This is a genomic window from Chryseobacterium rhizoplanae, assembly GCF_900182655.1.
Classification (GTDB): domain Bacteria; phylum Bacteroidota; class Bacteroidia; order Flavobacteriales; family Weeksellaceae; genus Chryseobacterium; species Chryseobacterium rhizoplanae.
Genome location: NZ_FXTC01000002.1, coordinates 87,272 through 114,148, shown reverse-complemented (window position 1 = coordinate 114,148; position 26,877 = coordinate 87,272). Strand labels below are relative to the sequence as shown.

Below are 26,877 nucleotides of genomic sequence, written 5' to 3'. Positions count from 1 at the left end.
TATGAACAAAAATATTACCAAATACATTGCTGCAGCTTACCTGTCTGCCCTCATTATTTTTACAGGCTGTGTCGGAAAAGAAGAAAATAAAGAAGCTGAAAAAAGCTATTGCATCAGTAGAGAGCTTAAAAAAGATATTAAGCTCGTAAAGGCAGAAATGCTTCCCATAGAAGAAAGTATCACGCTCACCGGAGAAGTGGAAAGCAATTCTGATAAAACAGTTCCTTTTGTAAGTCTTGTAGACGGAGTTGTTATGGATACTTATTTCTCCCTCGGAGATTATGTAAAAAAAGGACAGACGCTGGCGAGTGTAAAAAGTACGGCTGTCAACGAAATGCAGGATGATACCCAAACTTTGCAGGCTCAACTGGCTGTAGCGAAGAGAAAACTGTCTTCCGTAGAAGCAATGTATAAAGATGATATTGCCTCTCAGAAAGATTTGCAGGAAGCAAAATCGGAAGTTGCCATTTTGCAGTCTAATATTTCCAAAACACAGAAAAATATGCAGCTGTATTCAGCGGGAGGGAATACCATTCAGATCAAAGCGCCTGCAGACGGATATGTTATCTCCAAAAATATTTCCAAAGGAATGCCGGTTACAGCAGGAGGAGATCAGCTTTTTACGATTTCCAATCTGGATAAGGTATGGGTAATGGCGAATGTGTACGCAACCAATATGAGACACGTTTATGTAGACCAGCCTGTAGTAGTGAAGACTCTAGCTTATCCTGATGACAGTTTTTCCGGAAAGATTGATAATATTTCTCAGGTTTTCAATGAAAATGAAAGAGTACTCAAAGCGAAAATCATTATGGATAATAATGGAATGAAATTAAGACCGGGAATGTCTGCAGATGTAGTATTGCCCATTAATTCACAAAATAAAAGTGCACTGGCTATTCCTGCGAAAGCTTTAATCTTTGATAATAATCAAAGCTATGTTGTAGTCTACAAAAAAGACTGTGAACTTGAGATAAGACCTGTGACAGAGATTGCTTCCAATAGTCAGTATATCTATGTAGAAGGCAATTTAAAACCAGGTGAAAATGTCATTGCTTCCAACGGTCTGCTGATCTATGAAAACCTGAAAAACCAATTAAATAATTCCACGAAGTAATGCGAAAATTTGTACAGAATATAGTTTCCTTCTCTTTAAAAAACTCATTGATTGTTCTTTTGGGAACTTTTCTATTGCTTGCCGGAGGAATCTATTCCTATATACATACTCCTATTGAAGCATTTCCGGATGTTACCAATACCAGAGTAAGAGTCATTACCCAATGGCCGGGAAGAAGTGCTGAAGAAATAGAAAAATTTGTCACCTTACCCATTTCAAAGGAAATGAATGCCATCCCGAACAAAACTTCGGTGCGTTCTATTTCCCTGTTCGGATTATCTGTGGTCACTGTGATTTTTGATGATCATGTCAATGATTTTTATGCCCAGCAGTATGCTTCCAATAAACTCGGAAATGTAGAACTTCCCGCAGGAGCAGAATACAGCATTGAACCTCCCTCTGGTGCTACAGGTGAAATTTACCGGTATATCATTAAAAGTAAACTTCCGATCAAAGAAGTTACCTCCATTCAGGATTGGGTGGTGGAAAGAGAATTGCTGGCCGTTCCCGGTGTTGCAGATGTCGTAAGCTTTGGTGGAGAAGAAAAAACATATGAGATAAAAATTAATCCTACGGAATTACACAATTACGACCTTTCCCCCCTGGATGTGTATGAAGCAGTTTCGAAGAGTAATATTAATGTAGGAGGAGATGTAGTAGCAAAAGGAGATCAGGCTTATGTAGTGAGGGGGATTGGTCTTTTAGAGAAAAAAGAAGATATTGAGAATATTCAGATCGAGGTAAAAGGTTCTACACCAATTCTGGTAAAGCATGTTGCTGAAGTAAAAGTTTCAGCAAAACCAAGATTGGGTCAGGTAGGGTATAACAAGGAAAATGATGTAGTAGAAGGAATTGTGATCATGCTTCGGGGTGAAAACCCAAGTGAAGTGATTGCAAGACTGAAAGACAGAATAGAACAGTTGAATGGAGGAGAACTTCCGGGTGATGTTCAGATTGTTCCGATTATTGATCGTACAGAACTGGTGAATACAACTGTTCATACCGTTTCCAAAAACCTTATTGAGGGGGTTATTCTGGTTTCCATCATTGTATTTATATTTCTTTACAACTGGAGAACAACCTTTATTGTAGCATCGGTCATTCCTTTGGCTTTCTTATTTGCCATTATTATGTTGAAAATTCAGGGATTGCCTGCCAACCTGATTTCAATGGGAGCACTGGACTTCGGGCTTTTGCTGGAAGGAACGCTCGTCATTGTTGAACACGTCTTTGTCGCCCTCGAGCTTAAGGCCAAGAAAATAGGGCTGAAAAGATTCAACAAAATATCAAAACTGGGAATCATTAAGAAAAGCGCAGGAAGTGTGGCCAGTTATATTTTCTTTGCCCTGTTGATCCTTATCGTTGCCCTGATGCCGATTTTCTCTTTCCAGAAAGTAGAAGGTAAAATGTTCTCTCCGTTGGCATTTACACTGGGATATGCTTTATTAGGCTCGTTGATCTTAAGCTTGACTTATGTTCCGGCGATGTGTAAACTTTTATTGACAAAAAATATTGAAGAGAAAGAAAATTTTATTTCAAAATTCTTCAGAGTCAATATCTACAGAATTTACGAATTCAGTGACCGTTACAAAAAAGGATTTATTATTGGTTTCGTTGCTTTGCTTGCAGTCTGTGGATGGAGATTCTCGAATTACGGATCTGAATTTTTACCCAAGCTGAATGAAGGCGCCATCTACGTGAGGGCAACCCTTCCAAACAGTGTCAATCTGGATGAATCTGTACGGTTAACCAAAGAAATGAAAGAAATTCTCATGAAATATGATGAAGTAAAATTTGTCATGACTCAGACTGGCCGCCCGAATGATGGTACCGATCCTACAGGTTTCTTTAATATCGAATTTAATATTCAGCTGAAACCAGAGAATGAGTGGAAGAAAAAAATATCCAAAGATGAACTTCTCGAAGAAATGAGAATTTCCCTTGAAAAATATCCGGGAATCAATTTCGGATTCAGCCAGCCGATTCAGGATAATGTGGAAGAATATGTAGCAGGGGTAAAAGCTCCGTTGGTCATTAAAATTTTCGGGAATGATTTATTTGAGCTAGAAAATTATGCCAATAAAGTAGCCAATTCCATCAGAACGGTTCCGGGAATATCAGACGTGAATGTTTTCAAAAATATTGGACTTCCGGAACTAAGAATACAGCTCCATGATTCCAAAATGGCAAAATATGGTGTTTCCACAGCAGATGCACAGGCCGTGATTGAAATGACGATCGGAGGACAGGCTGCAACCAAATTTTACGAAGAAGAAAGAATGTTTGACGTCATGCTTAGGTTTGAAAAACAATACCGTGACACACCGGAAAAAATGGGGAATATTCTCATCCCGACCCAGGATAATAAGAAAGTTCCATTGAAAGAAATCGCCACCATTGATTATCATACGGGACCATCATTTATTTACCGTGAAGGAAACAGCAGATATATCGGAGTCGGATTTAATATTGAGGGACGTGACCTTGGAAGTACCATTAAAGAAGCCAAAGCCAAAGTAGATCAAGAAGTAAAGCTTCCAAAGAATCATAAAATGACATGGGCAGGGGAATTTGAGAGCAAAGAAAGAGCCGCAAAACAGCTGGCAATGGTAGTACCGATTTCTTTAGTTTTGATTCTGATGCTGCTGTATTTCAATTTCGGGAACGTAAAAGATACGCTGATCTCTTCCATCACCCTTGCGTTTGCATTTATCGGAGGATTTTTATCCCTTTGGTTTACGGGAACCATTTTTGGAATTTCAGCAGGAATAGGTTTCATCATCCTTTTTGGAGTGGCTACCATAGATGGTATCGTTCTGATTGGAGTGATGAAAGAGAATCTGCAAAACAGAATGTCACTCAAAGAATCCATTGCCCAGGGAGTGAAAAGCAGAATCCGTCCGGTAGTAATGATTGCCCTGATGGGATCTATGGGATTACTTCCTGCAGCGATGTCAAATGGAATGGGTTCCGAAATTCAGAAACCTTTAGCCATTATGATCGTTGGAGGATTGATTATCTGTATGCTGCTGTCATTTACTGTGTTACCAATTATTTTCCATTATGCTTATCGCAAAAAGCATAAGGAAGCAATATAGTTTCTTTTATTTTGTTCATTATGAGCCGGGATCCGTGAGGAAGATCCCGGCTTTTTTGTTATGAATTTTTTGTAGATTCTAAAATTTCAATATTTTTCACCACATCACTGCTTTCGCATTTTTTAAATTCTTTTAAAAGGGTAGGAGTGAGGATTTTCGGATTCAAAATTTGGGTGGCAACTTTTGCTGCTGCATAATCTACAATGCCAATTACAGATTCTCTAAAAAAATTGGGAGTATTGGATGCAATGACTGCCGTTGCCCAGGAAGTGTCTCTCGCTTTGGAAATAGCAAAATCAAGTACAGCATTATCTTTTCCATTGGAGAGTTTGTCAACAAGATCTACCGGATAACAGATTTTGTTTAAAGAGTTTTGTACATTCTGATTAATGGAAGCAATAACATTATTAATGTTTTCAAAATCTTTTTTCAAAGGATTTATTTTCCGGTAAGGCATGATTGAAGCTGCAGAAATACCAAGGTCGAGATTGATGTGTGCATTCATTCCCAAAAATATATGCTGTAGGATCAACAGGTTTTTATTTTTGCCGGCTTCAAAGGCAATATACCATGAATTTGTACATTTCTCTCCTTTGCTGTAACTCTCCCATGCCTGAATGTATCTTTGTGCAAAAGCGAGATCCAGTAATGTCATTCGTGGATTGTCTTCAAATTTTTTCTGCTGAATACCTTTCAGAACCTGTGCAGTCATGATCCTGTACGTACAGGCAAAATATCCTGCCGGACTTTGATTTTCTTTACACCAGATGATAATTTCATCCAGTTTTTTAAGAACTTCTTCAATGGTTTTCATGGTAGGTTTTGTTTACTTAAAGATACTAAAAAAGTGAGCCGGAAAGCTCACTTTATGTATTGTTCATTCAGATTATGGGGTGATTATAATCGGATCTGGAAAAGGTTCAAGAACCAATGGTTTACACATTGCTGCCGGTTGGCAGGTTCCTCCCATGCATATAAAATTCGTCATTGTGGTGGTGCCGTCAGGACATCTGATCATGCCTTCACCGTGGCATCCTCCGGGACATTCTGCCGGATACAGCGTTCCTCCAAATACATCTTTCAAATCTGTTCTCAAAAGTTTTGTTAAGTTCTTTTTCATGGTTTAATTTTTTTTGTTTAGTAAATTAATTTCTTAACACTCTTATAATTAAATAAGTAGGTTTAAAAATATTGAACTAAAATAGTAAATTATTCTATGATGTTTGAATTAATTGATGATAAATATTAAAATGAAGATTAGATTTTTTAAATGCCAAGTTTAAAATGGAAGAATGTCAATTAGATTGGAAATCTAACGATGAATAGTATAGTGATGTGATTTCTGCTATTTCTGCTTTATTTTTGCCTCCAGTTTAGGCAAGTCTTTTTTATATTGTTCAGCATCCCATTTCATTTGCCAATTCTTTACATATTCTGCCAATGGGGGAAGTCCAACATCTGCCCGTCTTTTATCTACATTTTCAGGATCTTCCAGTGGAGATACATAATATAGTTGTGTTTCAGGATCACGTCCAATCTGACTGCCGTAAATCTGTCTTTTACCTTGTCTCAGGGCCACCCTGTCTTCGAGAAGGGCCAGACTGCCGCTTTGTGCTTTGCCGTTTTTTACAGCATCTCTCATCATAGGTAAATATTTTTCCTGTGTTGCCTGATCTGCATGCTGGATAACAAGAAATAATGTAACGCTTCCCTGCCCGCCAACAACATCAGGACCCAGCCAGCCATATTTATCAAGAATGGCTTTTACCTCAATAAGATTTAGTGAATCTTTTTTATTGATAAGCCGCCAGTGCTTGTCCATTTCTTTTGAACTCCCACCGTATTTTTTTTCAATGCTATCGATTTGTCGTCTATACTTTTGGTCTTCATTATAAATATTACCAAGCTTTGCTACCAAGGGTTTATTCAAATTTGCTTCTGCTTTCTCCTGATTCTGTTTGATTTTTTCGATGAGAGGCTTCCATCGTTTATCATTATGTAAAGAGCTAAGGTCTGTATCCTTAGTTATATGGTTGTAATTACTGAATTTTGCTGCAATCCTGTCAAGTTGGGAAAATGCACTGTCTGGTCCTGATGCCATTGCCCAGGAGCATGCTGCGTTATACCTGTCATTTAGAGATGCTTTCCAGCCATTAGATTTAAATGCTTCTGAATACTTGTTGGCAGAGTTTTTGAAATCCTTGGCTTGGTAAAATGATTCAGCCGCTTTTACTTTATCGGTGTATTCTTTGGGAACAGTTTGTCCGAAGAACAGTTTTGTTGATGCTAAAAGCAACAGTACGAATAGTCTTATTTTCATGGGTGTTATTTTTTTTGAGTCTTTACAAAAGTGTGAATTTAAATTTAATTCTTCAAGATTTTCAATATTTTTAAAATGATATTATGGATTTTCTTTTGAGATTTCATCATGATGTTTAAGATACAATGGTAGCGCTGCTGAACCATACCATGGGAGAATTTCATAACTAAAGACTCCGGCTTGTACAGCGGGATCTGTTTTTACCCATTGTTCAGCTTCTTCCTTAGATTTGGTATTGAAAATAAACATTCCGCGGTAGTTTTCTTTATTTTTTTCAAGGAAAGGACCGGCTACCACAATTTTGCCTTCATCTGCCAGTTTACCGATATTGGCCATATGACCTTTCATGAGTTCGCCCATTTTGGTTTTGTCATCAATTTTTGCAGTGCCAGTTGTCAGCATGACAATAGTATAAGGTTTCATACCGTATTTGTCAGCTCCTAATGAAGTTGCCAGTTCCTCATTATACTTAGGTTTTTCTGCTTTCTTTTCCTGGGCAAAGGACAATGCTGATATGAGGAGGCATATAGTTAATAATGTTCTTGATTTCATCTTGTTTTATTTTGATAAATATAATAAAACCTTAAAGATTTATGATTAATGATTAATGAATTTTTTAAATGATAAGACGCAAAAAAACCTCGACGGTTACGAGGTTATATTTAATTGTTCTGATGAGACTATTAGTCTTTAATTCTTAAAAATTCTTTCGCCAATTCAATCATCTTCGGATCTCCGGTATATTTACCATGCTCATCCGAAAGTTTTACCGTAGGAATCCACTCTTTATTTGGAGCCTGTACACCAATAAGTTTCATTACAATGTTCATTGGTTTCAAGCCTACATCATTGGTAAGATTGGTTCCTATTCCGAATGAAATGCCAATTTTTCCTCTGCAGTAATTGGTGATTTCTTCTACCTTTTCAAGATTGAGCGCATCGGAAAAAATAATATACTTAAACATAGGATTGATACCATTCCTTTGATAATGGGCTATGGTTTTGTCTGCAAATTCTAAAGCGTCACCACTGTCATGGCGTACACCATCAAAAAGTTTTGCAAATTTTTTGTCAAACTGCTGGAAGAAAACATCCGTAGTATATGTATCTGAAAGCGCCACTCCAAGATCCCCTCTGTATACGTCTACCCAATGTTCCAGAGCCATTTCGTTGGCCATTTTGAAACCGTACTCAGCAGCATGGAACATAAACCATTCATGGGCATGGGTTCCTATAGGTTTTACACCATATTTCATTGCAAAATGTACATTAGAGCTTCCGATAAAAGTTGAGTCTCTTTTTTGAGTCAATGCTTCCATTACCAGATTCTGTACTTTATAAGAATGTCTTCTTCTGGTTCCAAATTCTGCAAAAGTTACCCCTAGCCTGCCTAATGAGTCTGCTTTTTCTATGGTTTTGCTCATTACTACTTCATTGGAGTCTCTTTCCATGTGGTTCATTTCATAGTGAAGTTCACTGATCAGGGCCAGTAAAGGAACCTCCCATAAAATTGTTCTGTACCAAAGTCCTTCTACAACAACGGAAAGATCGCCTCCTTCCTGGTGTATTTTTACTTCAGAAGGGTCATAATGATATCCCTCCAAAAAATCAAGATAAGGAAGATCAATATAAGGACATGTTCTTGCCATGAACTTTTTCTCGTCTTTCGTAAGTTTAAGTTCAGCCATTTTATTAACAGCTTCCCTTAAAGCAACGTCAAATCCTTCCGGAAAGTGGTGCTTTCCCCTGTTGATGAATTCGTATTTTACAATAGAGCTGGGGAATAGTTTTACCACTGCGTTCTGCATGGTTATTTTATAAAAATCATTATCTAGAATAGAGTTCAGTCTTACGTCGATCATAATATGTGTAATTTTAACGCAAATATAAAAATAAAAAATAAAATCGCCTAAATGTAAGGCGATTTTTTTGAAATATTTCAATGCATTTTATGGAGTTATTTTCCAAGATAAGAATTGTACATCCAAACTTCTTTCTCCTGTTCGGTAATATAATCGCTCATTTGCGAATTGGTACCTTCATCTCCTGCCTCATCCGTAATATCTAAAAGCTCTCTCTGCAGATCAATGACTACTTTGAAAGAACTCAGAATCTGCTCAACACTTTTGTTACCATCAGTGACTTCTTTACTTTCTTTAATGGTTGCTACCTTCAAATAGTCTGAGTAATTGTGTGCAGGGGTTGCTCCCAACGTAAGGATTCTTTCTGCAATTTCATCAATCTTTAAAACAAGGCTGTTGTATAACTCCTCAAATTTTGGATGAAGGGTAAAGAATTGCTCTCCTTTGATGTTCCAGTGAGAACCTCTTGTATTCTGGTAAAACACAGAATAGTTGGCTAAAAGTACATTTAATTTTTCTGAAATCTTTTTACAATCGGCTTCTTTAAGGCCGATGATACTAGCATTTTTCATATGTATATATTTATTTTTTTAAAGTAAGATATAATCACCAGCTACAGTGAATATAATATTCTGTGAAGCTTTGAGGGTGACCGATGTGTTTATCATTTGATATCTCAAATTTACGAAATATCGTGCCGAAATCCATTGATTATTAATAGATGGTAACTATAAGAAAATTTTTTAAAATAGTTTGGATTTATTAGAATATACAGGATAAGGTATGGGGAATTGTTATTAGGACCTTTGTCTCTGACAAACTAAATAACAATTTTGAATAATCCTGAAATCAATAATGGTATTGTAAATAATAAACGATGAATTCTAGGTGTATGTATTATTCCCTTGTTGTTGAATTATTAAGAATTAGATAATAATCTGTTAATATACAGGGGTGTCTGTTTCTATAGATTTGCAATCAAAATCCACAAATAATATGTATAAAGCTATGAAAAAAATCTTCTTGTATTCTATCTTGTCATTCTTCTCCTTGTCATGTAGCAATAATGATACGGATGCACAAACAAAAACCGAAGAAAAATACCAAACCAAAAATGTAGTTTTACTTGTTGTAGACGGGCCCCGTATTTCTGAAACCTGGGAAGCTGCCAATAAGGAAAATATTCCAAACAGGGTTAATCTTCTAAGTCAGGGTGTATTTATCAGCAATTTTAAAAACAATGGAACAACCAATACCAATCCGGGACACAGTGCAATGTGTTCGGGGATATATGAAAATATTAAAAACAATGGTACCGAATTACCGGGATATCCTTCTGTAATGCAGCAATGGTTAAAGTTTACAGGAGCAGATAAGACAAAAGCATGGGTAATTGCTTCCAAAGATAAACTGGAAGTACTCAATGACTGTAAGTTAACAGACTGGAAAGGAAAGTTTCAGCCGAGTGTTGATTGTGGGGTAAGCGGTAACGGATCAGGATATCGTGAGGATGCAGTGACTATGACCAATACAAAAGAGGTTATGAAAAAATATAGTCCGAATCTTATTGTAATCAACCTTAAAGATGTAGATTCTAATGGACATGCTAACAACTGGGACGGATATATCAAAGCGATTAAAACTACAGATGCCTCCATTAAAGAAATCTGGGATTATATCCAGTCGCTTCCGGCTTATAAAGATAAAACAACCCTTATTGTCTCAAACGATCATGGCAGACATATAGATGCCAATGGAGGTTTTGCAGAGCATGGAGATGATTGTGCAGGATGTAGACATATTGAGTTCTTTGCGATGGGGCCTGATTTTAAAAAGAACACAACTATAAGCACGGGAAATTATGAGCAGATTGATATCGCAAGTACAATTGCAGAACTTTTAAGGTTTCCTCTACAATACGCAAAAGGAAAAGTTATAAAGGATGCTTTTAAATAAAAAAATATTTTTTGCTATCTGCCTCTTTGATGTAAATACCCTAAAATCAGAGAGGTTTTTAACAGTTAGGAAAAGCAAAAAAAATATTTTTTAAAGAAATAAAAATACATAACTACTTGTCAATTAAAAAAATATTATTATTTTTGCACCCTAAAATAAAAAGCAATTAAATGCCTACTATTCAACAATTAGTAAGAAAAGGAAGAGCCACGCTTGCCAAGAAGAGCAAATCGGCTGCCCTTGATTCTTGTCCACAAAGACGTGGTGTATGTACGAGAGTATATACAACTACACCTAAGAAACCTAACTCTGCACTTAGAAAAGTAGCAAGGGTAAGACTTTCAAACGGTAAAGAAGTGAATGCCTATATCCCGGGCGAAGGACATAATCTACAGGAGCACTCGATAGTATTGGTTAGAGGCGGAAGGGTGAAAGACCTACCGGGAGTACGTTACCACATCGTAAGAGGTGCATTAGACACCGCTGGTGTAAATGGAAGAACTCAGAGAAGATCTAAGTACGGAGCTAAGAGACCTAAACCAGGACAAGCAGCAGCTGCTCCTGCAAAAGGAAAGAAAAAATAATCATTAAATAAGGTACAAAAGCAATGAGAAAGACAAAAGCGAAAAAAAGACCGTTGTTACCAGATCCGAAATTTAATGATCAATTGGTAACGAGATTCGTAAACAACTTAATGCTTGACGGTAAGAAGTCAATCGCATTCAAAATTTTCTATGATGCATTAGAGATCGTAGAAACTAAAAAAGGAGATAACGAAAAAACTGCACTTGAAATCTGGAAAGATGCACTTACAAATGTAATGCCTCACGTAGAAGTACGTTCTAGAAGAGTAGGTGGAGCTAACTTCCAAATCCCTATGCCAATCAGAGCTGATAGAAAAATTTCTATGGCAATGAAATGGTTAATCAAATATTCTAAAGCTAGAAATGATAAGTCTATGGCTTTGAAATTAGCTAACGAAGTTGTAGCTGCTTCAAGAGAAGAAGGTGCTGCTTTCAAAAAGAAATCTGATACTCACAAAATGGCGGAAGCTAACAAGGCTTTCTCACACTTCAAATTCTAATCTGAAATGGGAAGAGATCTTAAATTTACAAGAAATATTGGTATCGCTGCTCACATTGATGCAGGTAAGACTACCACTACAGAAAGGATTCTATTCTATACAGGGGTAAACCACAAAATTGGAGAAGTTCACGATGGTGCTTCTACAATGGACTGGATGGAGCAGGAAGCAGAAAGAGGTATTACCATTACTTCTGCAGCTACCACTTGTTCTTGGAACTTTCCAACAGATCAAGGAAAAGCTTTACCTGAAACTAAGCCTTACCACTTCAACATCATTGATACACCGGGACACGTTGACTTCACAGTAGAAGTAAACAGATCTTTAAGAGTATTGGATGGATTGGTATTCTTATTCTCTGCAGTAGATGGAGTAGAGCCTCAGTCTGAAACAAACTGGAGACTTGCTGACAACTACAAAGTTGCAAGAATGGGATTCGTAAACAAAATGGACAGACAAGGTGCTGACTTCCTTAACGTGGTAAACCAGGTTAAAGAAATGTTAGGATCTAACGCAGTTCCAATCGTTTTACCAATCGGTGCTGAAGAAGATTTCAAAGGTGTTGTTGACTTAATTAAAAACAGAGCTATCATCTGGGATGAAGCAGGACAAGGAGCTACTTTCGAAGTAGTGCCAATTCCTGAAGACATGAAAGCTGAAGTTCTGGAATATAGAGAGAAATTAGTAGAAGCTGTAGCTGACTACGATGAGACTTTGATGGAGAAATTCTTCGAAGATCCAGATTCAATCTCTGAAGACGAAATCAACGAAGCTCTTAGAAAAGCTACTATCGATTTATCTATTATCCCAATGACTTGTGGTTCTTCATTCAAGAATAAAGGAGTACAGTTTATGTTGGATGCAGTATGTAAATACTTGCCTTCTCCATTGGATAAAGATGATATCAAAGGTACTGATCCAAGAACTGACGCTGAAATCACAAGAAAACCATCTGTAGATGAGCCTTTCTCTGCATTAGCATTTAAGATTGCTACTGACCCGTTCGTGGGAAGATTAGCATTCTTCAGAGCATACTCTGGAAGACTGGATGCAGGTTCTTATATCTTGAACACTCGTTCAGGAGATAAAGAAAGAATCTCTAGAATCTATCAGATGCACGCTAACAAACAAAACCCGGTAGAATATATTGAAGCTGGTGATATTGGTGCAGCGGTAGGATTCAAATCTATCAAAACAGGTGATACAATGTGTGACGAGAAAAACCCAATCGTTCTTGAATCGATGGTTTTCCCTGATCCGGTAATTGGTATCGCTGTTGAGCCTAAAACTAAAGCTGACCAGGATAAAATGGGTAACGCTTTAGCTAAATTGGCTGAAGAAGATCCTACGTTTACGGTTAGAACTGACGAAGCTTCTGGACAAACGATTATCTCTGGTATGGGTGAGCTTCACCTTGATATCATCGTAGATCGTATGAAGAGAGAATTCAAAGTTGAAGTTAACCAAGGACAACCTCAGGTAGAATACAAAGAAAACTTAACAAAAGTTGCCAGCCACAGAGAAGTTTACAAAAAGCAATCTGGAGGTAAAGGTAAATTTGCTGACATTGTATTTGAACTAGGACCTGCTGAAGAAGGTAAAGTTGGTTTAGAATTCATCAATGAGATCAAAGGTGGTAACGTTCCTAGAGAATTTGTTCCTGCAATTGAAAAAGGCTTTAAAGCTGCAATGAAGAACGGTCCTTTGGCTGGTTTCGAAGTTGAAGGTATTAAAGTTGTTCTTAAAGACGGATCTTTCCACGCGGTGGATTCTGATGCTCTTTCATTTGAAATGGCTGCTAAATTAGGATTTAAAGAAGCGGGACGTGCTGCTAAGCCAGTAATTATGGAGCCAATTATGAAACTGGAAGTTGTAACTCCGGAAGAATATATGGGTAACATCATTGGTGACCTTAACAAAAGAAGAGGTACAATCAGTGGTCAGGAAGAGAAAAACGGTGCTGTTGTAATCAAGGGTTCTGTTCCACTTTCTGAAATGTTTGGATATGTAACAACTCTAAGAACACTTTCATCAGGAAGAGCTACTTCTTCTATGGAATTAGAGAAATACCAGGCTACTCCACAAAACGTTGCTGAAGAAATCATAGCTAAAGCAAAAGGTTAATTTTTAAATTAAAGAAATGTCACAAAGAATCAGAATAAAACTAAAATCTTACGATTACAACTTGGTAGACAAGTCTGCTGAGAAAATCGTAAAAACGGTAAAGGCTACTGGTGCTGTTGTAAACGGTCCAATTCCATTGCCAACGAATAAGAGAATCTTCACAGTGTTGAGATCTCCGCACGTAAACAAAAAAGCAAGAGAGCAGTTCCAATTATCAGCTCACAAGAGACTAATGGATATCTACTCTTCTTCTTCTAAGACTGTTGATGCTCTAATGAAATTAGAACTTCCTTCAGGTGTAGACGTTGAAATTAAAGTGTGATAAATGCATACTTTGCAATGATTATACAAACCGTTCCTTTTTTAAGGGACGGTTTTTTTATATTACTTGAAAAGCAGATTTGATACATCATCAAATCTGCTTTTTTTTGAATTGAACTTTCTCCAACCATAAAAACCCTTCAGGGAATTACTCTTAATGATAGTGTACATCTGTTTAGGGATTGTAAAGAGTCCTTAGCAGAGATTAATAATCCGATATTAATAGTTCTTTTTCAGGTGACATATATCACTCTTGTTTGTTTATTTAGAATTAATAAAAATAATAATTTTGCTAAAAATTATCAGATGAATAAAGTAGTATCCTTTTCTCTGCTGTTGTTAGGTGGGGTTTTTGTAAATGCACAGAAAGTTAATGATTCTATTAAAAAGTCGAAAGAAATTGACGAAGTAGAATTATTTGGTGAAAGAAAAAAACAACCACAAGGTTTGGAAGCAATCACAAGATTGCCTTTGAAAACCAGAGATCAGATTCAGAGTATTTCAGTAATCTCCCATAAAGTAATTGAGGATCTAGGAGGGTTAACAGTTACAGATGTAGCAAAGAATGTTCCCGGAGTAACTCAATTCGGTAGTTATGGAGGAACCAGAGAAAGCATGTCTATCAGAGGATATAGAGGGGTTCCGGTTTTAAAGAATGGGGTTCAGATGGATTCCGATTTCCGTACCGCAGGAATGCTTACTGATATGCAGGGAATAGAAAGTATTCAGATAATTAAAGGATCTGCTGCTGTTACACAGGGAATAGGTGACGGTTTAGGCTCTGCAGGTGGAGTAATCAATGTGGTTACTAAAGTTCCTAAATTTATCAATCAGACTAATGTTGGTTTCAGATATGGGAGCTGGGATTTCTATAGACCAACAGTTGACTTCCAGAGAGTATTAGATTCTCAGGGGAAAGTTGCTGTCAGACTAAATGCAGCTTACCAAAATAATAATAGCTTCAGAAGATTTATTAATACAGAGCGTATTTACGTAAATCCATCCATTGCCATCCGTCCGGACGATAAAACTGAGATTGTTGTGGAAATGGATTATATGCATAACAATACTACCCCAGACAGAGGTACTGTAAATCTTGCTAAAGGAGATACCGAGGCAATATACAGAATGCCCGGAAGAAAATTTCTTGGGTTTTCTACAGATAAGGCAAAGACTGAAACATTCAACTTCTCAACAACTGTGACACGAAAGCTGACTGAGAAATTGAAATTAAGAGCTGCTTATATGAGCTCATCTTATCAGACTGAAATTGTAGGTGCGGCTCTAGCTCCTTTAAAGAGAGATAATCCGACAGAGTTCCGTAACAGAACATTGACGAGATCTGAAAGAGAGGATTTAAATAAAGTATTTCAATTCGATTTTATCGGAGCTGATGTAATGACAGGGTTCATGAAACACACTTTTCAGGTAGGTTTTGACTGGAAAGAATCTAATGTTACAACTACTTCCTATAAGGCTAAAGACGTTGATCAGATTAATGTTCTGAATGAAATAAATAATATACTTCCTGCCGGAGTTAATATAGATTTATCAACGGCTAGTTCTATTAACACGGTAGCACCTACAATGGGACTAATGGCACAGGATGTCATTACTTTTAATAAGTATATTAAAGCTCATTTGGGAGTTCGTTACAGTAGATTAATTGGTTCAGATAAAGAAAAAGACTACGCTTGGAACCCTTCTTTGGGAATTATGATCTCGCCGATTGAAAATATGAACATATTTGGTTCCTATACGAGTACTACAGCGCTGAGAAGTTCAAATAATGTATTGTTCAATGGAGGAACTGTAGGAGCATCTACTACAAAACAATGGGAGGCTGGGATTAAATCAGACTGGCTGAATGAAAGATTAAGATTTAATGTAACTCTCTTTGATATCAAGACAGATAATTTATCATATGAACTTCTTGATGGTGGAAATCCTACGGGAAAATATGCATTGGCGGGTAATTTAAAAAGACAAGGTGTTGAAGTTGAATTGATAGGTAAAATTCTTCCAAACCTACAAGTGATGACAGGATGGGCTTATGTGGATGCACAATATCAAGACAGCCCTTCATTTGTAAATGGTTCAGCGCCTATTAATACACCTAAGCATTCTGCTAATGCATGGCTGAATTATAAATTCGACACAGGGATGTTAAAAGGTCTTGACGTAGGAGCCGGAATCTATTTTGTTGGAGAAAGACCAGTGGATGACTATAAACAAATATATACCAATACAGAAAACGGTCACGTGAATGGAACTCAACCCGGAGAAAAACCCTTCTTTATGCCACAATATACTACGGTAGATGCCCAGATAGGATATTCCTTCAAAAATGGACTAGGATTAAGAGGTTTCTTCAACAACATCTTTGATTCAGTAGGGTATAATTCTTATTTCAGAGGAGGATACATCGATCAGATTCAGCCTAGAAACTTTGCTGTACAGGTAAACTATAAATTCTAATCAACAAAATTATTCATTATGAAAAGTATCAAAACTATATTCTTTGCATTAGCTCTTGGAGCAGCGGCTGTCTCGTGCTCCGGAGATAAAAAGAAAGGGATAGACTATAACCAGTTTAAAACAGAAGTGAAACTTACTGCTGAACAGGAAAAAAGCTTTAATGAAATCACTGCAAAATATCAGCAGCTTCAGGAGCAGAACTTCCAGGCTGCAAAAGCTCAGGGTGGTAATATGGACCGCATAGCTTTAGGGATCAAGAACGAAGAACTGAGAGCACAGCAGTCTATCGAAATGGCTACAGTTTTAGACGGCCCACAGATGGAGAAGTTCAATAAGTTTGTAGATGAGAATTCCAGAAAAAGACCAAGATATGACAATGCATTATTGGAAAGAATCAAAACAGAAGCTCAGCTTTCTGAAGATGAGTTCAAAGTAGTAAATGCGGCAAATGATGCTTTTGAAAAAGCATTCAATGATGCGCATGATGTCTATCACGGCAACAATGATCTGGCCAAAGAATACTGGGAGAAGTTTGATACCCAGAGAAAAGCTGCTATTCAGAAAGCACTAAGTCCTGAACACTATATGAAGTTTGAAGCAATCGTAAAAGATGTTCAGTTTAAAGGAAGAAAATAAACCACATTGATACCTATGAGGGCTGGAAGCAGGAAGCAGGAGATGGATATGATATTGGGCTAAAAGTTCTTATTACTTTTAAGAAAACATATTCAATTTGGTGAATGTAGATTAAAGTTAGGTGGTAATCTTTTGGACTAAGATAATTCCATCAAAAGCTTCATGCTTCCTTACCCGAATTTGTATTAACTTTTTTTAATTTATTCATATCAATTTTAATTTAAAACATTAAGACGGTACTACTGTCTTAATGTTTTTGCTGTTAAACAATGAGATTATTATTCAAAAGCCTTTACAGAAAAAGAAGAAAAAACGAATCGCTTACAAAATACCTGATCTGGATTACTCATCTCTGGTTGGGACTTCTATCAAGTGTCATTGTTTTTGTAATGTGTCTTACCGGTTGTTTGTATGCTTTCAAGAATCAGATTATTGATTTTAGCAATAGGGATAAAGTATACATAAGTCCGAGCTCAGGAAAAGCAATGAACCCTGACCTGATCCAGACAGAATTATTAAAGCATAATAAAGAACTTACTTCCCTGATGATTCCCGATGATAAAGGGAAAAGTTATATGATTGGTTACCGGGAGAATAATTTGGATAAAAGTACTTACTATAACCAATATACAGGAGAAGTTCTCGGACAGCCGGATGTTGGCCCGGGGAAATTTTTTGAAACTGTTCTGGATCTTCATAGAAACCTGATGATGGGAAATGCAGGAAGGCAGATGGTAGGAGCCTCAGTTCTTATGTTTTGTGTTCTGCTGATTTCAGGATTTATTCTTTGGCTTCCGAAGAAACTGAAGTTTTTGAAACAAGGGCTCACCGTTATGTTCAAAGCAAAATTTCAAAGGGTCAATTATGATCTGCACAATACACTGGGATTTTATACTTTTCTGATGCTCTTCTTTATTGCCGTTACCGGTTTGTATGTAACTTATCCATGGGTAAAGAATACTTTGATCATAAGTCTTGGAGGGTCATCAATAGATAACATTTCAAAAGAAAAAGACAGTGAAGATGATGCCTTCGGAGGACTTCTGGAAGATATGCTTCAGAAACAGGATGAAAAGAAAAACCTGAAAGATGTTACTTCCGCATCTATAGATCAAATTGTAAAGCTGGCAGATCAGCACCTTCCTTACACTGCTGTTACAAGTATAGAACTTCCCAATAAAGAAAATCCGCGGTATGTTGTTATCAAAGCCAACAGACAAAACTTCCTTGGAATGATGTTCCCGGATGAAGTGACATTTGATAAAACCGGAGTTTTCAAAACAAAGGAACTGTTTTCAGACAAACCTTTGAACAAACAGTTTACTGCTTTGGCTAAACCCTTACACACAGGAGAGATCATGGGACTGCCCAGTATTATTCTCTACTTTATAGTTTCTCTTATCGGTTGTTCATTGCCGGTGACAGGGTTTGTGATCTGGTGGCATAGATTCAGAAAAATGAAATAGAAACAACCCAAAGTATTTAGATACCTCATATTCTAAACCTTTTCATGATTTCAGATTAATTTTTATACATTTATTACAGATAAAAAAAGAAGCTATGAGCCATAAAGATCATCATATTTTTGAACAATTTTCAAACTGGGCTGTGAAATTTACCGGAAGTCCTATTGCTTTTATCGGAGCTTTCCTGATCGTAGTGATATGGGCAGTTACAGGTCCTTTTTTTGGTTATTCAGAAACATGGCAGCTTGTCATCAATACCGGAACCACAATTATCACTTTTTTAATGGTATTCCTTATTCAGAAAGCTCAGAATAAAGATTCAAAAGCAATACAGATCAAACTGAACGAAATTATTGCCGCCCACGAAAAAGCCAGCAACAGAATTGTAGATATTGAAGATCTTACAGAGGTAGAGCTTGACCAGCTTCACCATTATTATGAAAAGCTGGCTCAGCTTGCTAAAAAAGATGCTGATATTCATACTTCCCATTCCATTGACGCCGCACAAAGAAATCAGGATTACAAATATGAATTCTTCAAAAGAAAACATGAAGAATGGATGCAGAAGCAGGAACAAAAAAAATAAACGGTTTTTTGATTTAAAAAATTCTTTCAAATTTAATTATTGTAATATTTTTTCAATATTATTTATTTTTAATTTGTGTTTTTGTATATTTATTTGATTTTTTGTTTATTATTTAGTATTTTGTTTGATGAATGTTTAAGTTTGTTGAAAAATATTAAATGAAAACAAAACTATTTTGTTTGCCGGTATTATTTTTAGCAATATCAGCAAATGCACAATGGAGCAGAGGGCTGCCAGAACAAAAAATCGTAAAGAAAAGTGATCACTCAGTTTATTATAAACTCGATATAGATCAGATCAGAACTCAACTGCTGAGGGCTCCTAAAATAGGTGAGGGCGCTCCTATTACGATCAGTATTCCTACTCTTGAGGGAAAAATTGAGAAATTTACAGTAAACAGTTTTCCGGTAATGGATGAGACTTTGGCTAACAAATATCAGTTAGGGTCCTATGTAGGAATCGGCACTGATGATCCTTCCAAATATATCAGGTTTAGTGTCGCTCCCAATGATTTTCAATCTATGATCATTGGTCCTGATGGTAAATATGAATTTATAGAACCGGCAACTGCAGATAAATCTTATTACTCTGTACATGGTAAGGCGAGCAAAAATGGGCATGCATTTGCATGTAGTACAAAAGAGGATAAAGAAGCTGTTGCCAGAATACAGAAGCTGATGAATTCCGGAACAGCGGCAAAATCAAATAACAAAACTTTTCATACCCTTAGACTTGCAATGTCTGTGACAGGTGAGTATACCACCTATTTTGGTGGTGTTGCTGGAGCGCTTGCACAGATTAATGCTACTTTGTCAAGAGTAAATGGTGTATTTGAAAAAGAATTTAATCTGCATGTCAATGCAATCGATGCTCCCAATCTTATTTTTACCAATGCTGCTACAGATCCTTACAGTACATCGGATTTTATGTGTAAGTGGAATAATGAACTAATGAATGTGTTACATGGTGGCGCTTATGGAGTCACAGATGCTAGTTTTGATATCGGACACCTGTTCGGAGCTTCTGGGGGAGGTGGAAATGCAGGCTGTATAGGCTGTATAGGAAGTAATGATATCAGTACAACCTCTTATACTGCTGCGCAAAGTGACTGTAAGGATGCTGGGGGTAATTATTATGCTTACACTTCTCCGGATAATTACAAAGGGAGTGGTTTTACTTCGCCAGCAAATAATGTCCCAATGGGAGATACTTTTGACATAGATTATGTAGCTCATGAAATAGGACATCAATTGGGAGACAATCATACCTACAGTTTTAATGAAGGAACAGGCGTATGTGTGGAACCAGGATCGGGATCTACAATTATGGGCTATGCCGGAATTACAGGTAACAATACAGATGTTCAGCAACATTCTGATGCTTATTTTCATACTGTAAGTATTGATCAGGTACAGACTAATCTTGCTGCAGTAACAGTTGATGTAGAAACACCAATCACCAATAATCCTCCTGTTGTAACTGCAATGAACACCACTTATACTATTCCGAAATCTACAGCATTTGTACTGACAGCATCAGCAACGGATCCGGATGGAGATGCATTGACCTATTGCTGGGAACAAGTGAACTCAAGCAGTTTATCAGGAGGTGTTACTAAAAGTAATATCGGAAATACATCCACGGGAGCGAATTTCAGATCATGGGCTCCTACTACCAGCCCTACAAGATATTTCCCTAAACTGGCAACTGTTTTGGGAGGAGCTGTAAAAAATACAACTGATTTTGAAGCAGCAAGTACGGTAGCGAGAACTACAAACTTCCGTGTAACAGTAAGAGATAACAAACCAGCAGGACAGGCTCAGACAGCTTATGCAACACAAACAATAGTAGTAGGATCTGCAGCAGCATTTACAGTCAATACAACATCACTTAATCCTAATGTCAATTCTACGATTACATGGACTGTTTCCGGAACAACAGCTTCCCCATATAATGTAGCTAATGTAAAAATTGATTATACGGAAGATGCCGGAGTAACCTGGACAGATCTTGCAGCATCAGTTCCAAATAACGGATCTGCAAGTGTTTTCATCCCGGCATCATTGGCAGGTAAGACGATTCATTTGAGAGTGTCGGCTATTGGTAATGTATTTTATGCAGTGAAACAAGCTACAGTATCCGGTACAATGGCTGTTTCTGAAGCAAAAAGTGATGTAAAACCAGTTAAGATCTATCCAAACCCTGTAGAAGATGTATTGAACGTTCTGAATGTATCTGCAAATGCATCTTACGAAATTTTCAATGCTCCGGGGCAGTTGGTTTCAAATGGAAATATAGGTGATGGTAAAATTAATGTCAGTACGCTTGTAAAAGGTGTATACTTTATTACGATCAACAACGGTAAAGAAGAAAAGACTACCACTAAATTTGTTAAAAAATAGTTGAACAAAAAGTAAAAATAAAAAACCTCTGAGTCATCAGAGGTTTTTTTATCGTTTGTGTTATCTCATAAAATAGCTGAAATAGCTGCAGCTTCCCATAAGGTTTTTCGTTGTTTCAGTATCAGAATACTGGGCTTTCAGCTGAGCAAAATAGGTTCTGTATTTCTGGTTTTTCAGATTGTCCATTTCCTTTTGGCGGGCATCTTCTTTTTCAGACCACTTAGGATCGGAATAATCAAAATCTTTTGGAGCCTTCGCTTCGTACTGGTAATATTTACCTTGTTCAGCACTGGCCATCTGGAATAAGATTCTTGCTTTTTCTTCCTTATTATTGGAAAGCTTAAGTGCCTTTTGATAATAGTTAATTGATAGATCAAAATTATCAGGTTCAATATAAGAAGTGTCCAGGAAGTTTTTATAATAATACTTGTAAGGATTCTTTCTGTCCGTATTCCAGAAGTCATATTTGCCTCCGTTGCTGTTGTCAATATCCATTACAAACAACTCACGGTAATATCCTAAAATAGAGGTGTTGTACAATAGGTTTCCGATAAGCTGATTGGCTTTTGCGGCTTTTTCACCCGTTCCATTTCCGATTTTTTTAAGCTGAATCAATACATCTGCCAGCTCAAGCTTGTTCATGCTGGTTTTAATGAAAGGGAAATCAGCATAATTTTCAGCTTTCATACTTTCTGTATCAGCACTTCCGAAACTTTCCCAAACATTATGTCCGAATACAAGATTTGAAATATTTTTGAATCCGTCGTATTCAGTAGGAGTGTATTGTTTGGTTGTAATGGTCTGGCCAGTCTTTTCGGTCCATTCGTAATTCTGTCTTGGGATACCGGCAAAGCTTTTTGCTTTTTCATAATAAGATTTCGCCTTTTCAAAATCAGCCAGTCTCATTGCTCTGTCTCCGTAAATGGTATTAAAGAAGGCGTCGATATTACCTACGCTATCCATATTTTTAGCAATGATTTGCTGTTCAAACTGGGTTTTATCAGGCTTTCTGTAAAACTCTTCCACACTCTTCACCAGGCCAGAATTCGGGTTGTACTGAAGATCCGAAAGCTTATTGTTCATCAGGAAGGATTTTCCGTCTTCACCCTGAAGGAAATAACGGTTTGCCATAACATCCTTAAGGAAATCGGCGGTAGACGGCACTTCACCATAATAATCGTAATTATCTGTAGTGGCTGTATCTTTCTCTACCTTTTTCTCAACGAAATATTCAGCATAATCTTTCATCAGATGATCTTCATACTTGGCATCAATTCTCGGCTGGGAAACAATGTCATTCAGAACTTTCATTCTTTTGATCTCTTCCAGATATTCAGGATTTGCTGTTTTTATATCTTCCAGGATTTCCGTACTTCCTTTGTAATCTTTTTTCAGGAATTTCAGATAGGCATCTGCAATCTGCCAATATTCATCTTTGGATTTTTCTTTAGTTTTGTCAGTGAATTTTTGAAGGTCATCAAGATAGTCCTTCATTTTATCATCATACCCATATCCGGAAGTAGTATAGAATGGAATTCTGTTTGGATTGTCCAGCAATTCATCGTCGCTTTGATCCACTTTCTTTCCGTCAGCAGATTCTTTAGATTTTGAACCTCCGAACAGGTTTTTAAAGAACCTTACAATTTTTTGCCAGAAAGAAAGCTTTTCCTCCTTTACTTCAGTAGTGGTAGTGGCTTTAGTATCTTTTGTAGTAGTATTGTTATCGGCTTTTCCTCTTTGTATATACGGACTATTAGCAGCATCTGAAGTGTAGTAATACGTAGGCAGATAGCTTCTTTCCAGTTCATTAATGCTTCTTGCAGCCATTACTTTCAGAATTTCAGAATCAGGATTGATTTCGTACATCTTTTCCATAGTTGGAATCGGATTGTTGAAGTCTTCATACCCTAAAAGGAAATACGCCATATTCTTTTCTTCATTCGTATTGGCTCTTTTCATAATATTGCTGAAAGATGCCGTATCAGAGAGCTTCATAGAAACAAATGCTGATTCCTTGCGGTCTTTGCTGTTCATGAATACCTGGAAGAAATTCCAGTTGGCATCACTGTTCATTTCCAATCCTCTCTGTGCTCCGGCTAATTGGTCCAGAGCCATGAAATAAACAGTTCCTTTCAATTTGATCGGAGCCACATAGGTTTTGAATGCCTGCATTGCAGAATCATAGTTTCTGGTATAATGGTTCAGACGTACAAGCTGATATCCGTAACGTTGCTTGATCTCAGGGTTTCTTGCTGCATTGTACAAAGACGTTAAAGCAGCAATAGTTTTGTTATAATCAAGAGCTGTTGCATTTTTCCTGTTGGCATCTCTGTCGTAATAAAATGAGTTCTCATTCTCAACATAATTGATGCTCATATAAGGCTCCAGATACTTGGCTTCAATCAGATAATCAAGACCTTCCTTGTATTTTTGGTAGAATCCGGTTCCTAGTTTTTGTAGAAGAGGATTTGTCGGACTTCCATTCTTTAAGGCATTCAGGTCGTTCATACTCATCTTATACACCAGATTCTGCGTCTCGGTATAGCTAAGCTGATTGTTGAAGAACTTCTTCCATGTTTCAATATTGTCATCAGGAATCAGCGCAGGATTGTATCCTCCATAAAATCTGCTTGAATAGTTGTGCAGAAAAGGAAGATAAGCCTTGTCCTTGATGATGGTTTGCGTAAAAAGGTTGAAGTAATCATAATCAGGATCTGACCACGCACAGGCGTCAGATTTTGTATAGAAAAGTGATACAACCGCAAGTGAAAGAATATACTTTTTCATAGGGTTCGTAGTGTTTTTTTAATTTTGTGTAATAGTTTATGGTTTGGTCTAGACAGGTATGCCTCTATCTCCGGGAGATTAAAATTTCCGATCTAACACAAATTTACTATCTAATTGATAATAAATAATATTAAAATGCGGGATTTTTTTCTCTAAAAATGAGATCACCTCTTTAAGTTGTTCTTCAGAGATTTCTTCTGCCTTTATTTTGAAGCCTTTGTTTAAATAACTTCCAAAATAGAATCCATCTTTCAACACCTGAATTTCGTGTTCGGATATCTTTTTGAAATTTGGGCTTTCAAGATCTCTTTTGGATAAAGCATTGATCAGTTTATGTTTGCCCAAATGATTGGTGACAATTCCCCAGGAATAGATAGGAAGTGCTACTTCAATTTTTTTGATAGGGTAGTCTTCCATTTTTGAAAGATAGCTTTTCAGAATGTTGATGTCCAGAATTGAATTTTTGTCAGAATTTTCCAGTGGTGATGAAGTGGAATAGCACATCAGATACACTTTTTCAACAGGAGGAATTCCGGTCTGTTTTTTATCTTTTACCTGATGAAGACGAAGGGTACAGGTGACTTTCTTTCCGGAGATCTTTTTGAGCTCTTTCAGAAATTTAAAATAATCATTTCGTGTTCCCGCTGTCCAGTCACAGTCGATCTGAATTTCATTATTGGTTTTCAGATGATACTCTTCGGCTTTCTTCTGAATTAAAATATGGATACTTTCAGCCAGAAATCTGATCTCTTCTGCAGAAATTCCCAGCAAAGTCTGATTGGTAATAAAAACCGTAGGAACAATCTGTTTATCCGTTTGAAAACTCTTGTCTTTTGTAATAACAGCTACCGGCTGAAATTTTCCGTTCACTTTGTCTACATCAAAAAACCTGGTGTATAAATAAGGTACGGTAGCCTGATCTGCTATTTTTTTTTCTTCCTGATCCAGTTTCAGATTGGTTTTCCAGTAATAAAAAGTATAAGGATGATTTTCTTTCTTATTGCATGACCCTATAAGAAAGAGAAGAAATACGAATAAAATTTTAAAATGTCTCATTGATATAAATCACTCTTGAAGCCACAATTCATTGTAGTCATATGCTTTTTCAAAAATAGAGATATTTAAGCAAAATATAAACCGTAAAATCCCGGTGATTAATTTGACGGATCGCTTTTCCCAACAAGAAAGCCGCCCCAATGGAACGACTCTCTCTATATACTGTTTTACTACTTGTAAAGTTCACTTTCGCACTTACAGGTTTCCTTATCAATGCTCTCTCTGGAAGAACAGCATCCATCAAGATGTAGAATATTTCCCCTTTCATCGGTAAGGTAAATTTTGTCTTTGTCGAATTTCACCAAAAATGTCTCCTCATATTCTTTGAAAACTACTTTCATGACTTTATTAGGAGCATATTTTCCGGCATTGATTTCCTCTGTTGTTTCTTTTCCGTCTGCCTGGTTCACCTGAACATATCCAAAATGAACATCACCATTTGCTTTTATATCCAGATAGTAGTGCGGAGTACCGGTGCCACTGTATCCTTTCATGATATCAAAGCTTCTGTGTCCGGTAAAAGGAATCTTTACCTGCTGTGCCAACGTAAAAATACTGATAAACAGGATCATTAAACTGAAAATCTTTTTCATTACTCTTTTTTTCAAAATTAAAGATATTTAAACAAAATATACTCCGTAAAAACCCGGTTATTGATGGGGTTTTTACCATTTTTTAAAGTCACATAATCCTTCTCCTTTTTAGGAAGAGCTATGTAACAAAAAACCACCCCAAAGGAGTGGCTTTTCTATAATTTAGTTTCATTCAGATTAAAAAACGGTTGCAGCAAGCTGAATTCTTGCATACTTATTAGACGGATTCCACATCGCCATCATCGTTACAGGAAGGCTGTAGTGATCTGTGATCTTGACTACTTTACCTGCTTTTACCCCTACATTTACAATGTCGAAACTGTTTTTGCCATTACCATACAAAAAGGTTTTATCGTTAAGGGCAAATCCGGCTCCTACAAAAGCATCCAGGTTTACTTTCTGTCCACTGATGACAGGATAGCTTGCCTGAACATAAGTGGAATATCTGTTTTTCTTATAACTTCCGTCGGCTTCCAGAATGACTTCTCCTGCATTGGCTCCTCCATACAGCATAATGTCAGCTTCAATATTGATCGGGAATGAAGGCCCGAAAGTATAATTTGTTCTTAAGTCAATAATATGAGCTGTTCTTCTCTGTGAATAGCTGAAGATATCATCAGCGGCCACTGCAGTATTGATATTTCTGGAGTTATAAAGATCCCATAATCCAATATAAAAACGACCGTCAGAATACTGAATATAATAATTGATCTCCTTATAATGGGTATTGTCCTTATCATCTGCTAATGCAGAAGCTCCCCAAATTCCTACTTTCCATTTTTTCTCTGCATCCAAAGCATAAGAAAGATTTCCCATTACAACAGGCTTGTCTGTAATAATAAGCCCTCTCCATAAGTGATTATTCTGAATGTTGGCTGTAAAATCAAGTCTGCCTTCTTTGGTTTCCTTGGTTTCACCAGTTTCCTGTGAAAATAACCTTCCTGTGCCTAAAGCAAGAAGAAAGATTCCCTTTAAGATTTTTTTCATCATG

At 36.9% G+C, this 26,877-nt stretch carries 22 protein-coding genes; 12 read left to right on the top strand and 10 right to left on the bottom strand.

Annotated elements, in window-relative coordinates; genetic code table 11:
- Window position 1: 1 nt before the first annotated feature.
- Together FN817_RS05825 and FN817_RS05820 are read left to right on the top strand one after the other, a co-directional pair.
- Window positions 2-1,117 (top strand): efflux RND transporter periplasmic adaptor subunit, encoded by a 1,116-nt coding sequence (locus FN817_RS05825; RefSeq protein WP_142717127.1) that lies wholly within the window; start codon window positions 2-4, stop codon window positions 1,115-1,117.
- Window positions 1,117-4,215: an efflux RND transporter permease subunit gene (locus FN817_RS05820; RefSeq protein ID WP_142717126.1), complete on the top strand. Its 3,099-nt coding sequence runs from the start codon at window positions 1,117-1,119 to the stop codon at window positions 4,213-4,215. Before FN817_RS05825 ends, FN817_RS05820 begins: the two co-directional genes overlap by 1 nt.
- Window positions 4,216-4,273: 58 nt before the next feature.
- On the opposite strand, the gene FN817_RS05815 is transcribed toward FN817_RS05820, so the two are convergent.
- The 6 genes from FN817_RS05815 to FN817_RS05790 all read right to left on the bottom strand — a co-directional run bounded on the left by FN817_RS05815 (window position 4,274) and on the right by FN817_RS05790 (window position 8,969).
- Window positions 4,274-5,029: a DUF5995 family protein gene (locus FN817_RS05815; RefSeq protein WP_142717125.1), complete on the bottom strand. Its 756-nt coding sequence runs from the start codon at window positions 5,027-5,029 to the stop codon at window positions 4,274-4,276.
- Window positions 5,030-5,101: 72 nt separating this feature from the next.
- Window positions 5,102-5,335 (bottom strand): hypothetical protein, encoded by a 234-nt coding sequence (locus FN817_RS05810; protein WP_077413577.1) that lies wholly within the window; start codon window positions 5,333-5,335, stop codon window positions 5,102-5,104.
- Between the two features lie 225 nt (window positions 5,336-5,560).
- The gene (locus tag FN817_RS05805; RefSeq protein ID WP_185149897.1) at window positions 5,561-6,535 is read right to left on the bottom strand and encodes a DUF6624 domain-containing protein; all 975 of its coding nucleotides are present in this window, start codon (window positions 6,533-6,535) and stop codon (window positions 5,561-5,563) included.
- Window positions 6,536-6,616: 81 nt separating this feature from the next.
- Complete coding sequence (locus tag FN817_RS05800) at window positions 6,617-7,087, bottom strand: YciI family protein (RefSeq protein WP_142717124.1); 471 nt, start codon at window positions 7,085-7,087, stop codon at window positions 6,617-6,619.
- Window positions 7,088-7,218: 131 nt separating this feature from the next.
- Complete coding sequence (gene pncB / locus FN817_RS05795; RefSeq protein ID WP_142717123.1) at window positions 7,219-8,397, bottom strand: nicotinate phosphoribosyltransferase; 1,179 nt, start codon at window positions 8,395-8,397, stop codon at window positions 7,219-7,221.
- A 95-nt stretch (window positions 8,398-8,492) separates the two neighbouring features.
- Window positions 8,493-8,969, bottom strand: a complete 477-nt coding sequence (locus FN817_RS05790) for a Dps family protein (protein WP_142717122.1) — start codon at window positions 8,967-8,969, stop codon at window positions 8,493-8,495.
- A 436-nt stretch (window positions 8,970-9,405) separates the two neighbouring features.
- Here FN817_RS05790 and FN817_RS05785 point away from each other — a divergent pair, with 436 nt between their 5' ends.
- The 10 genes from FN817_RS05785 to FN817_RS05740 all read left to right on the top strand — a co-directional run bounded on the left by FN817_RS05785 (window position 9,406) and on the right by FN817_RS05740 (window position 21,450).
- Complete coding sequence (locus tag FN817_RS05785) at window positions 9,406-10,353, top strand: alkaline phosphatase family protein (RefSeq protein ID WP_142717121.1); 948 nt, start codon at window positions 9,406-9,408, stop codon at window positions 10,351-10,353.
- A 170-nt stretch (window positions 10,354-10,523) separates the two neighbouring features.
- Window positions 10,524-10,937 (top strand): 30S ribosomal protein S12, encoded by a 414-nt coding sequence (rpsL, locus tag FN817_RS05780; protein WP_002983146.1) that lies wholly within the window; start codon window positions 10,524-10,526, stop codon window positions 10,935-10,937.
- Between the two features lie 23 nt (window positions 10,938-10,960).
- Complete coding sequence (rpsG, locus tag FN817_RS05775; RefSeq protein ID WP_034694654.1) at window positions 10,961-11,437, top strand: 30S ribosomal protein S7; 477 nt, start codon at window positions 10,961-10,963, stop codon at window positions 11,435-11,437.
- A gap of 6 nt (window positions 11,438-11,443) precedes the next feature.
- The gene (fusA, locus tag FN817_RS05770; RefSeq protein WP_142717120.1) at window positions 11,444-13,561 is read left to right on the top strand and encodes an elongation factor G; all 2,118 of its coding nucleotides are present in this window, start codon (window positions 11,444-11,446) and stop codon (window positions 13,559-13,561) included.
- 16 nt (window positions 13,562-13,577) lie between these two features.
- Window positions 13,578-13,883 carry a 30S ribosomal protein S10 gene (gene rpsJ, locus FN817_RS05765; protein ID WP_002661363.1) on the top strand — a complete coding sequence of 102 codons (306 nt, stop codon included), beginning with the start codon at window positions 13,578-13,580 and terminating at the stop codon, window positions 13,881-13,883.
- A 305-nt stretch (window positions 13,884-14,188) separates the two neighbouring features.
- The gene (locus FN817_RS05760) at window positions 14,189-16,360 is read left to right on the top strand and encodes a TonB-dependent siderophore receptor (protein ID WP_142717119.1); all 2,172 of its coding nucleotides are present in this window, start codon (window positions 14,189-14,191) and stop codon (window positions 16,358-16,360) included.
- An 18-nt stretch (window positions 16,361-16,378) separates the two neighbouring features.
- The gene (locus FN817_RS05755; protein ID WP_142717118.1) at window positions 16,379-16,996 is read left to right on the top strand and encodes a hypothetical protein; all 618 of its coding nucleotides are present in this window, start codon (window positions 16,379-16,381) and stop codon (window positions 16,994-16,996) included.
- 269 nt (window positions 16,997-17,265) lie between these two features.
- Window positions 17,266-18,462, top strand: coding sequence for a PepSY-associated TM helix domain-containing protein (locus FN817_RS05750; protein WP_142717117.1), 1,197 nt, complete (start codon window positions 17,266-17,268; stop codon window positions 18,460-18,462).
- A 94-nt stretch (window positions 18,463-18,556) separates the two neighbouring features.
- Complete coding sequence (locus FN817_RS05745) at window positions 18,557-19,048, top strand: low affinity iron permease family protein (RefSeq protein WP_142717116.1); 492 nt, start codon at window positions 18,557-18,559, stop codon at window positions 19,046-19,048.
- Between the two features lie 158 nt (window positions 19,049-19,206).
- Window positions 19,207-21,450 (top strand): zinc-dependent metalloprotease, encoded by a 2,244-nt coding sequence (locus FN817_RS05740; RefSeq protein WP_142717115.1) that lies wholly within the window; start codon window positions 19,207-19,209, stop codon window positions 21,448-21,450.
- Window positions 21,451-21,510: 60 nt separating this feature from the next.
- Here FN817_RS05740 and FN817_RS05735 read toward each other — a convergent pair whose 3' ends face one another.
- From FN817_RS05735 to FN817_RS05720, 4 genes are all read right to left on the bottom strand, one after another.
- Window positions 21,511-24,237, bottom strand: coding sequence for a hypothetical protein (locus FN817_RS05735; protein WP_142717114.1), 2,727 nt, complete (start codon window positions 24,235-24,237; stop codon window positions 21,511-21,513).
- A gap of 78 nt (window positions 24,238-24,315) precedes the next feature.
- Window positions 24,316-25,293 (bottom strand): hypothetical protein, encoded by a 978-nt coding sequence (locus FN817_RS05730; protein ID WP_142717113.1) that lies wholly within the window; start codon window positions 25,291-25,293, stop codon window positions 24,316-24,318.
- Window positions 25,294-25,463: 170 nt separating this feature from the next.
- Window positions 25,464-25,886 carry a hypothetical protein gene (locus FN817_RS05725; protein ID WP_142717112.1) on the bottom strand — a complete coding sequence of 141 codons (423 nt, stop codon included), beginning with the start codon at window positions 25,884-25,886 and terminating at the stop codon, window positions 25,464-25,466.
- Window positions 25,887-26,063: 177 nt separating this feature from the next.
- Window positions 26,064-26,876, bottom strand: a complete 813-nt coding sequence (locus FN817_RS05720; protein ID WP_394345033.1) for a hypothetical protein — start codon at window positions 26,874-26,876, stop codon at window positions 26,064-26,066.
- Between the last annotated feature and the right edge of the window lies 1 nt (window position 26,877).

Bases quoted from the DNA above. Each gene is read 5' to 3' on its own strand.
- rpsL (WP_002983146.1), top strand. From the start codon at position 10,524: ATGCCTACTATTCAACAATTAGTAAGAAAAGGAAGAGCCACGCTTGCC.
- FN817_RS05755 (WP_142717118.1), top strand. From the start codon at position 16,379: ATGAAAAGTATCAAAACTATATTCTTTGCATTAGCTCTTGGAGCAGCG.
- FN817_RS05785 (WP_142717121.1), top strand. From the start codon at position 9,406: ATGAAAAAAATCTTCTTGTATTCTATCTTGTCATTCTTCTCCTTGTCA.
- FN817_RS05825 (WP_142717127.1), top strand. From the start codon at position 2: ATGAACAAAAATATTACCAAATACATTGCTGCAGCTTACCTGTCTGCC.
- FN817_RS05735 (WP_142717114.1), bottom strand. From the start codon at position 24,237: ATGAAAAAGTATATTCTTTCACTTGCGGTTGTATCACTTTTCTATACA.
- FN817_RS05800 (WP_142717124.1), bottom strand. From the start codon at position 7,087: ATGAAATCAAGAACATTATTAACTATATGCCTCCTCATATCAGCATTG.
- FN817_RS05820 (WP_142717126.1), top strand. From the start codon at position 1,117: ATGCGAAAATTTGTACAGAATATAGTTTCCTTCTCTTTAAAAAACTCA.
- FN817_RS05740 (WP_142717115.1), top strand. From the start codon at position 19,207: ATGAAAACAAAACTATTTTGTTTGCCGGTATTATTTTTAGCAATATCA.
- rpsJ (WP_002661363.1), top strand. From the start codon at position 13,578: ATGTCACAAAGAATCAGAATAAAACTAAAATCTTACGATTACAACTTG.
- FN817_RS05810 (WP_077413577.1), bottom strand. From the start codon at position 5,335: ATGAAAAAGAACTTAACAAAACTTTTGAGAACAGATTTGAAAGATGTA.
- rpsG (WP_034694654.1), top strand. From the start codon at position 10,961: ATGAGAAAGACAAAAGCGAAAAAAAGACCGTTGTTACCAGATCCGAAA.
- FN817_RS05805 (WP_185149897.1), bottom strand. From the start codon at position 6,535: ATGAAAATAAGACTATTCGTACTGTTGCTTTTAGCATCAACAAAACTG.
- fusA (WP_142717120.1), top strand. From the start codon at position 11,444: ATGGGAAGAGATCTTAAATTTACAAGAAATATTGGTATCGCTGCTCAC.
- FN817_RS05760 (WP_142717119.1), top strand. From the start codon at position 14,189: ATGAATAAAGTAGTATCCTTTTCTCTGCTGTTGTTAGGTGGGGTTTTT.
- FN817_RS05730 (WP_142717113.1), bottom strand. From the start codon at position 25,293: ATGAGACATTTTAAAATTTTATTCGTATTTCTTCTCTTTCTTATAGGG.
- FN817_RS05725 (WP_142717112.1), bottom strand. From the start codon at position 25,886: ATGAAAAAGATTTTCAGTTTAATGATCCTGTTTATCAGTATTTTTACG.
- FN817_RS05750 (WP_142717117.1), top strand. From the start codon at position 17,266: ATGAGATTATTATTCAAAAGCCTTTACAGAAAAAGAAGAAAAAACGAA.
- pncB (WP_142717123.1), bottom strand. From the start codon at position 8,397: ATGATCGACGTAAGACTGAACTCTATTCTAGATAATGATTTTTATAAA.
- FN817_RS05745 (WP_142717116.1), top strand. From the start codon at position 18,557: ATGAGCCATAAAGATCATCATATTTTTGAACAATTTTCAAACTGGGCT.
- FN817_RS05720 (WP_394345033.1), bottom strand. From the start codon at position 26,876: ATGATGAAAAAAATCTTAAAGGGAATCTTTCTTCTTGCTTTAGGCACA.
- FN817_RS05815 (WP_142717125.1), bottom strand. From the start codon at position 5,029: ATGAAAACCATTGAAGAAGTTCTTAAAAAACTGGATGAAATTATCATC.
- FN817_RS05790 (WP_142717122.1), bottom strand. From the start codon at position 8,969: ATGAAAAATGCTAGTATCATCGGCCTTAAAGAAGCCGATTGTAAAAAG.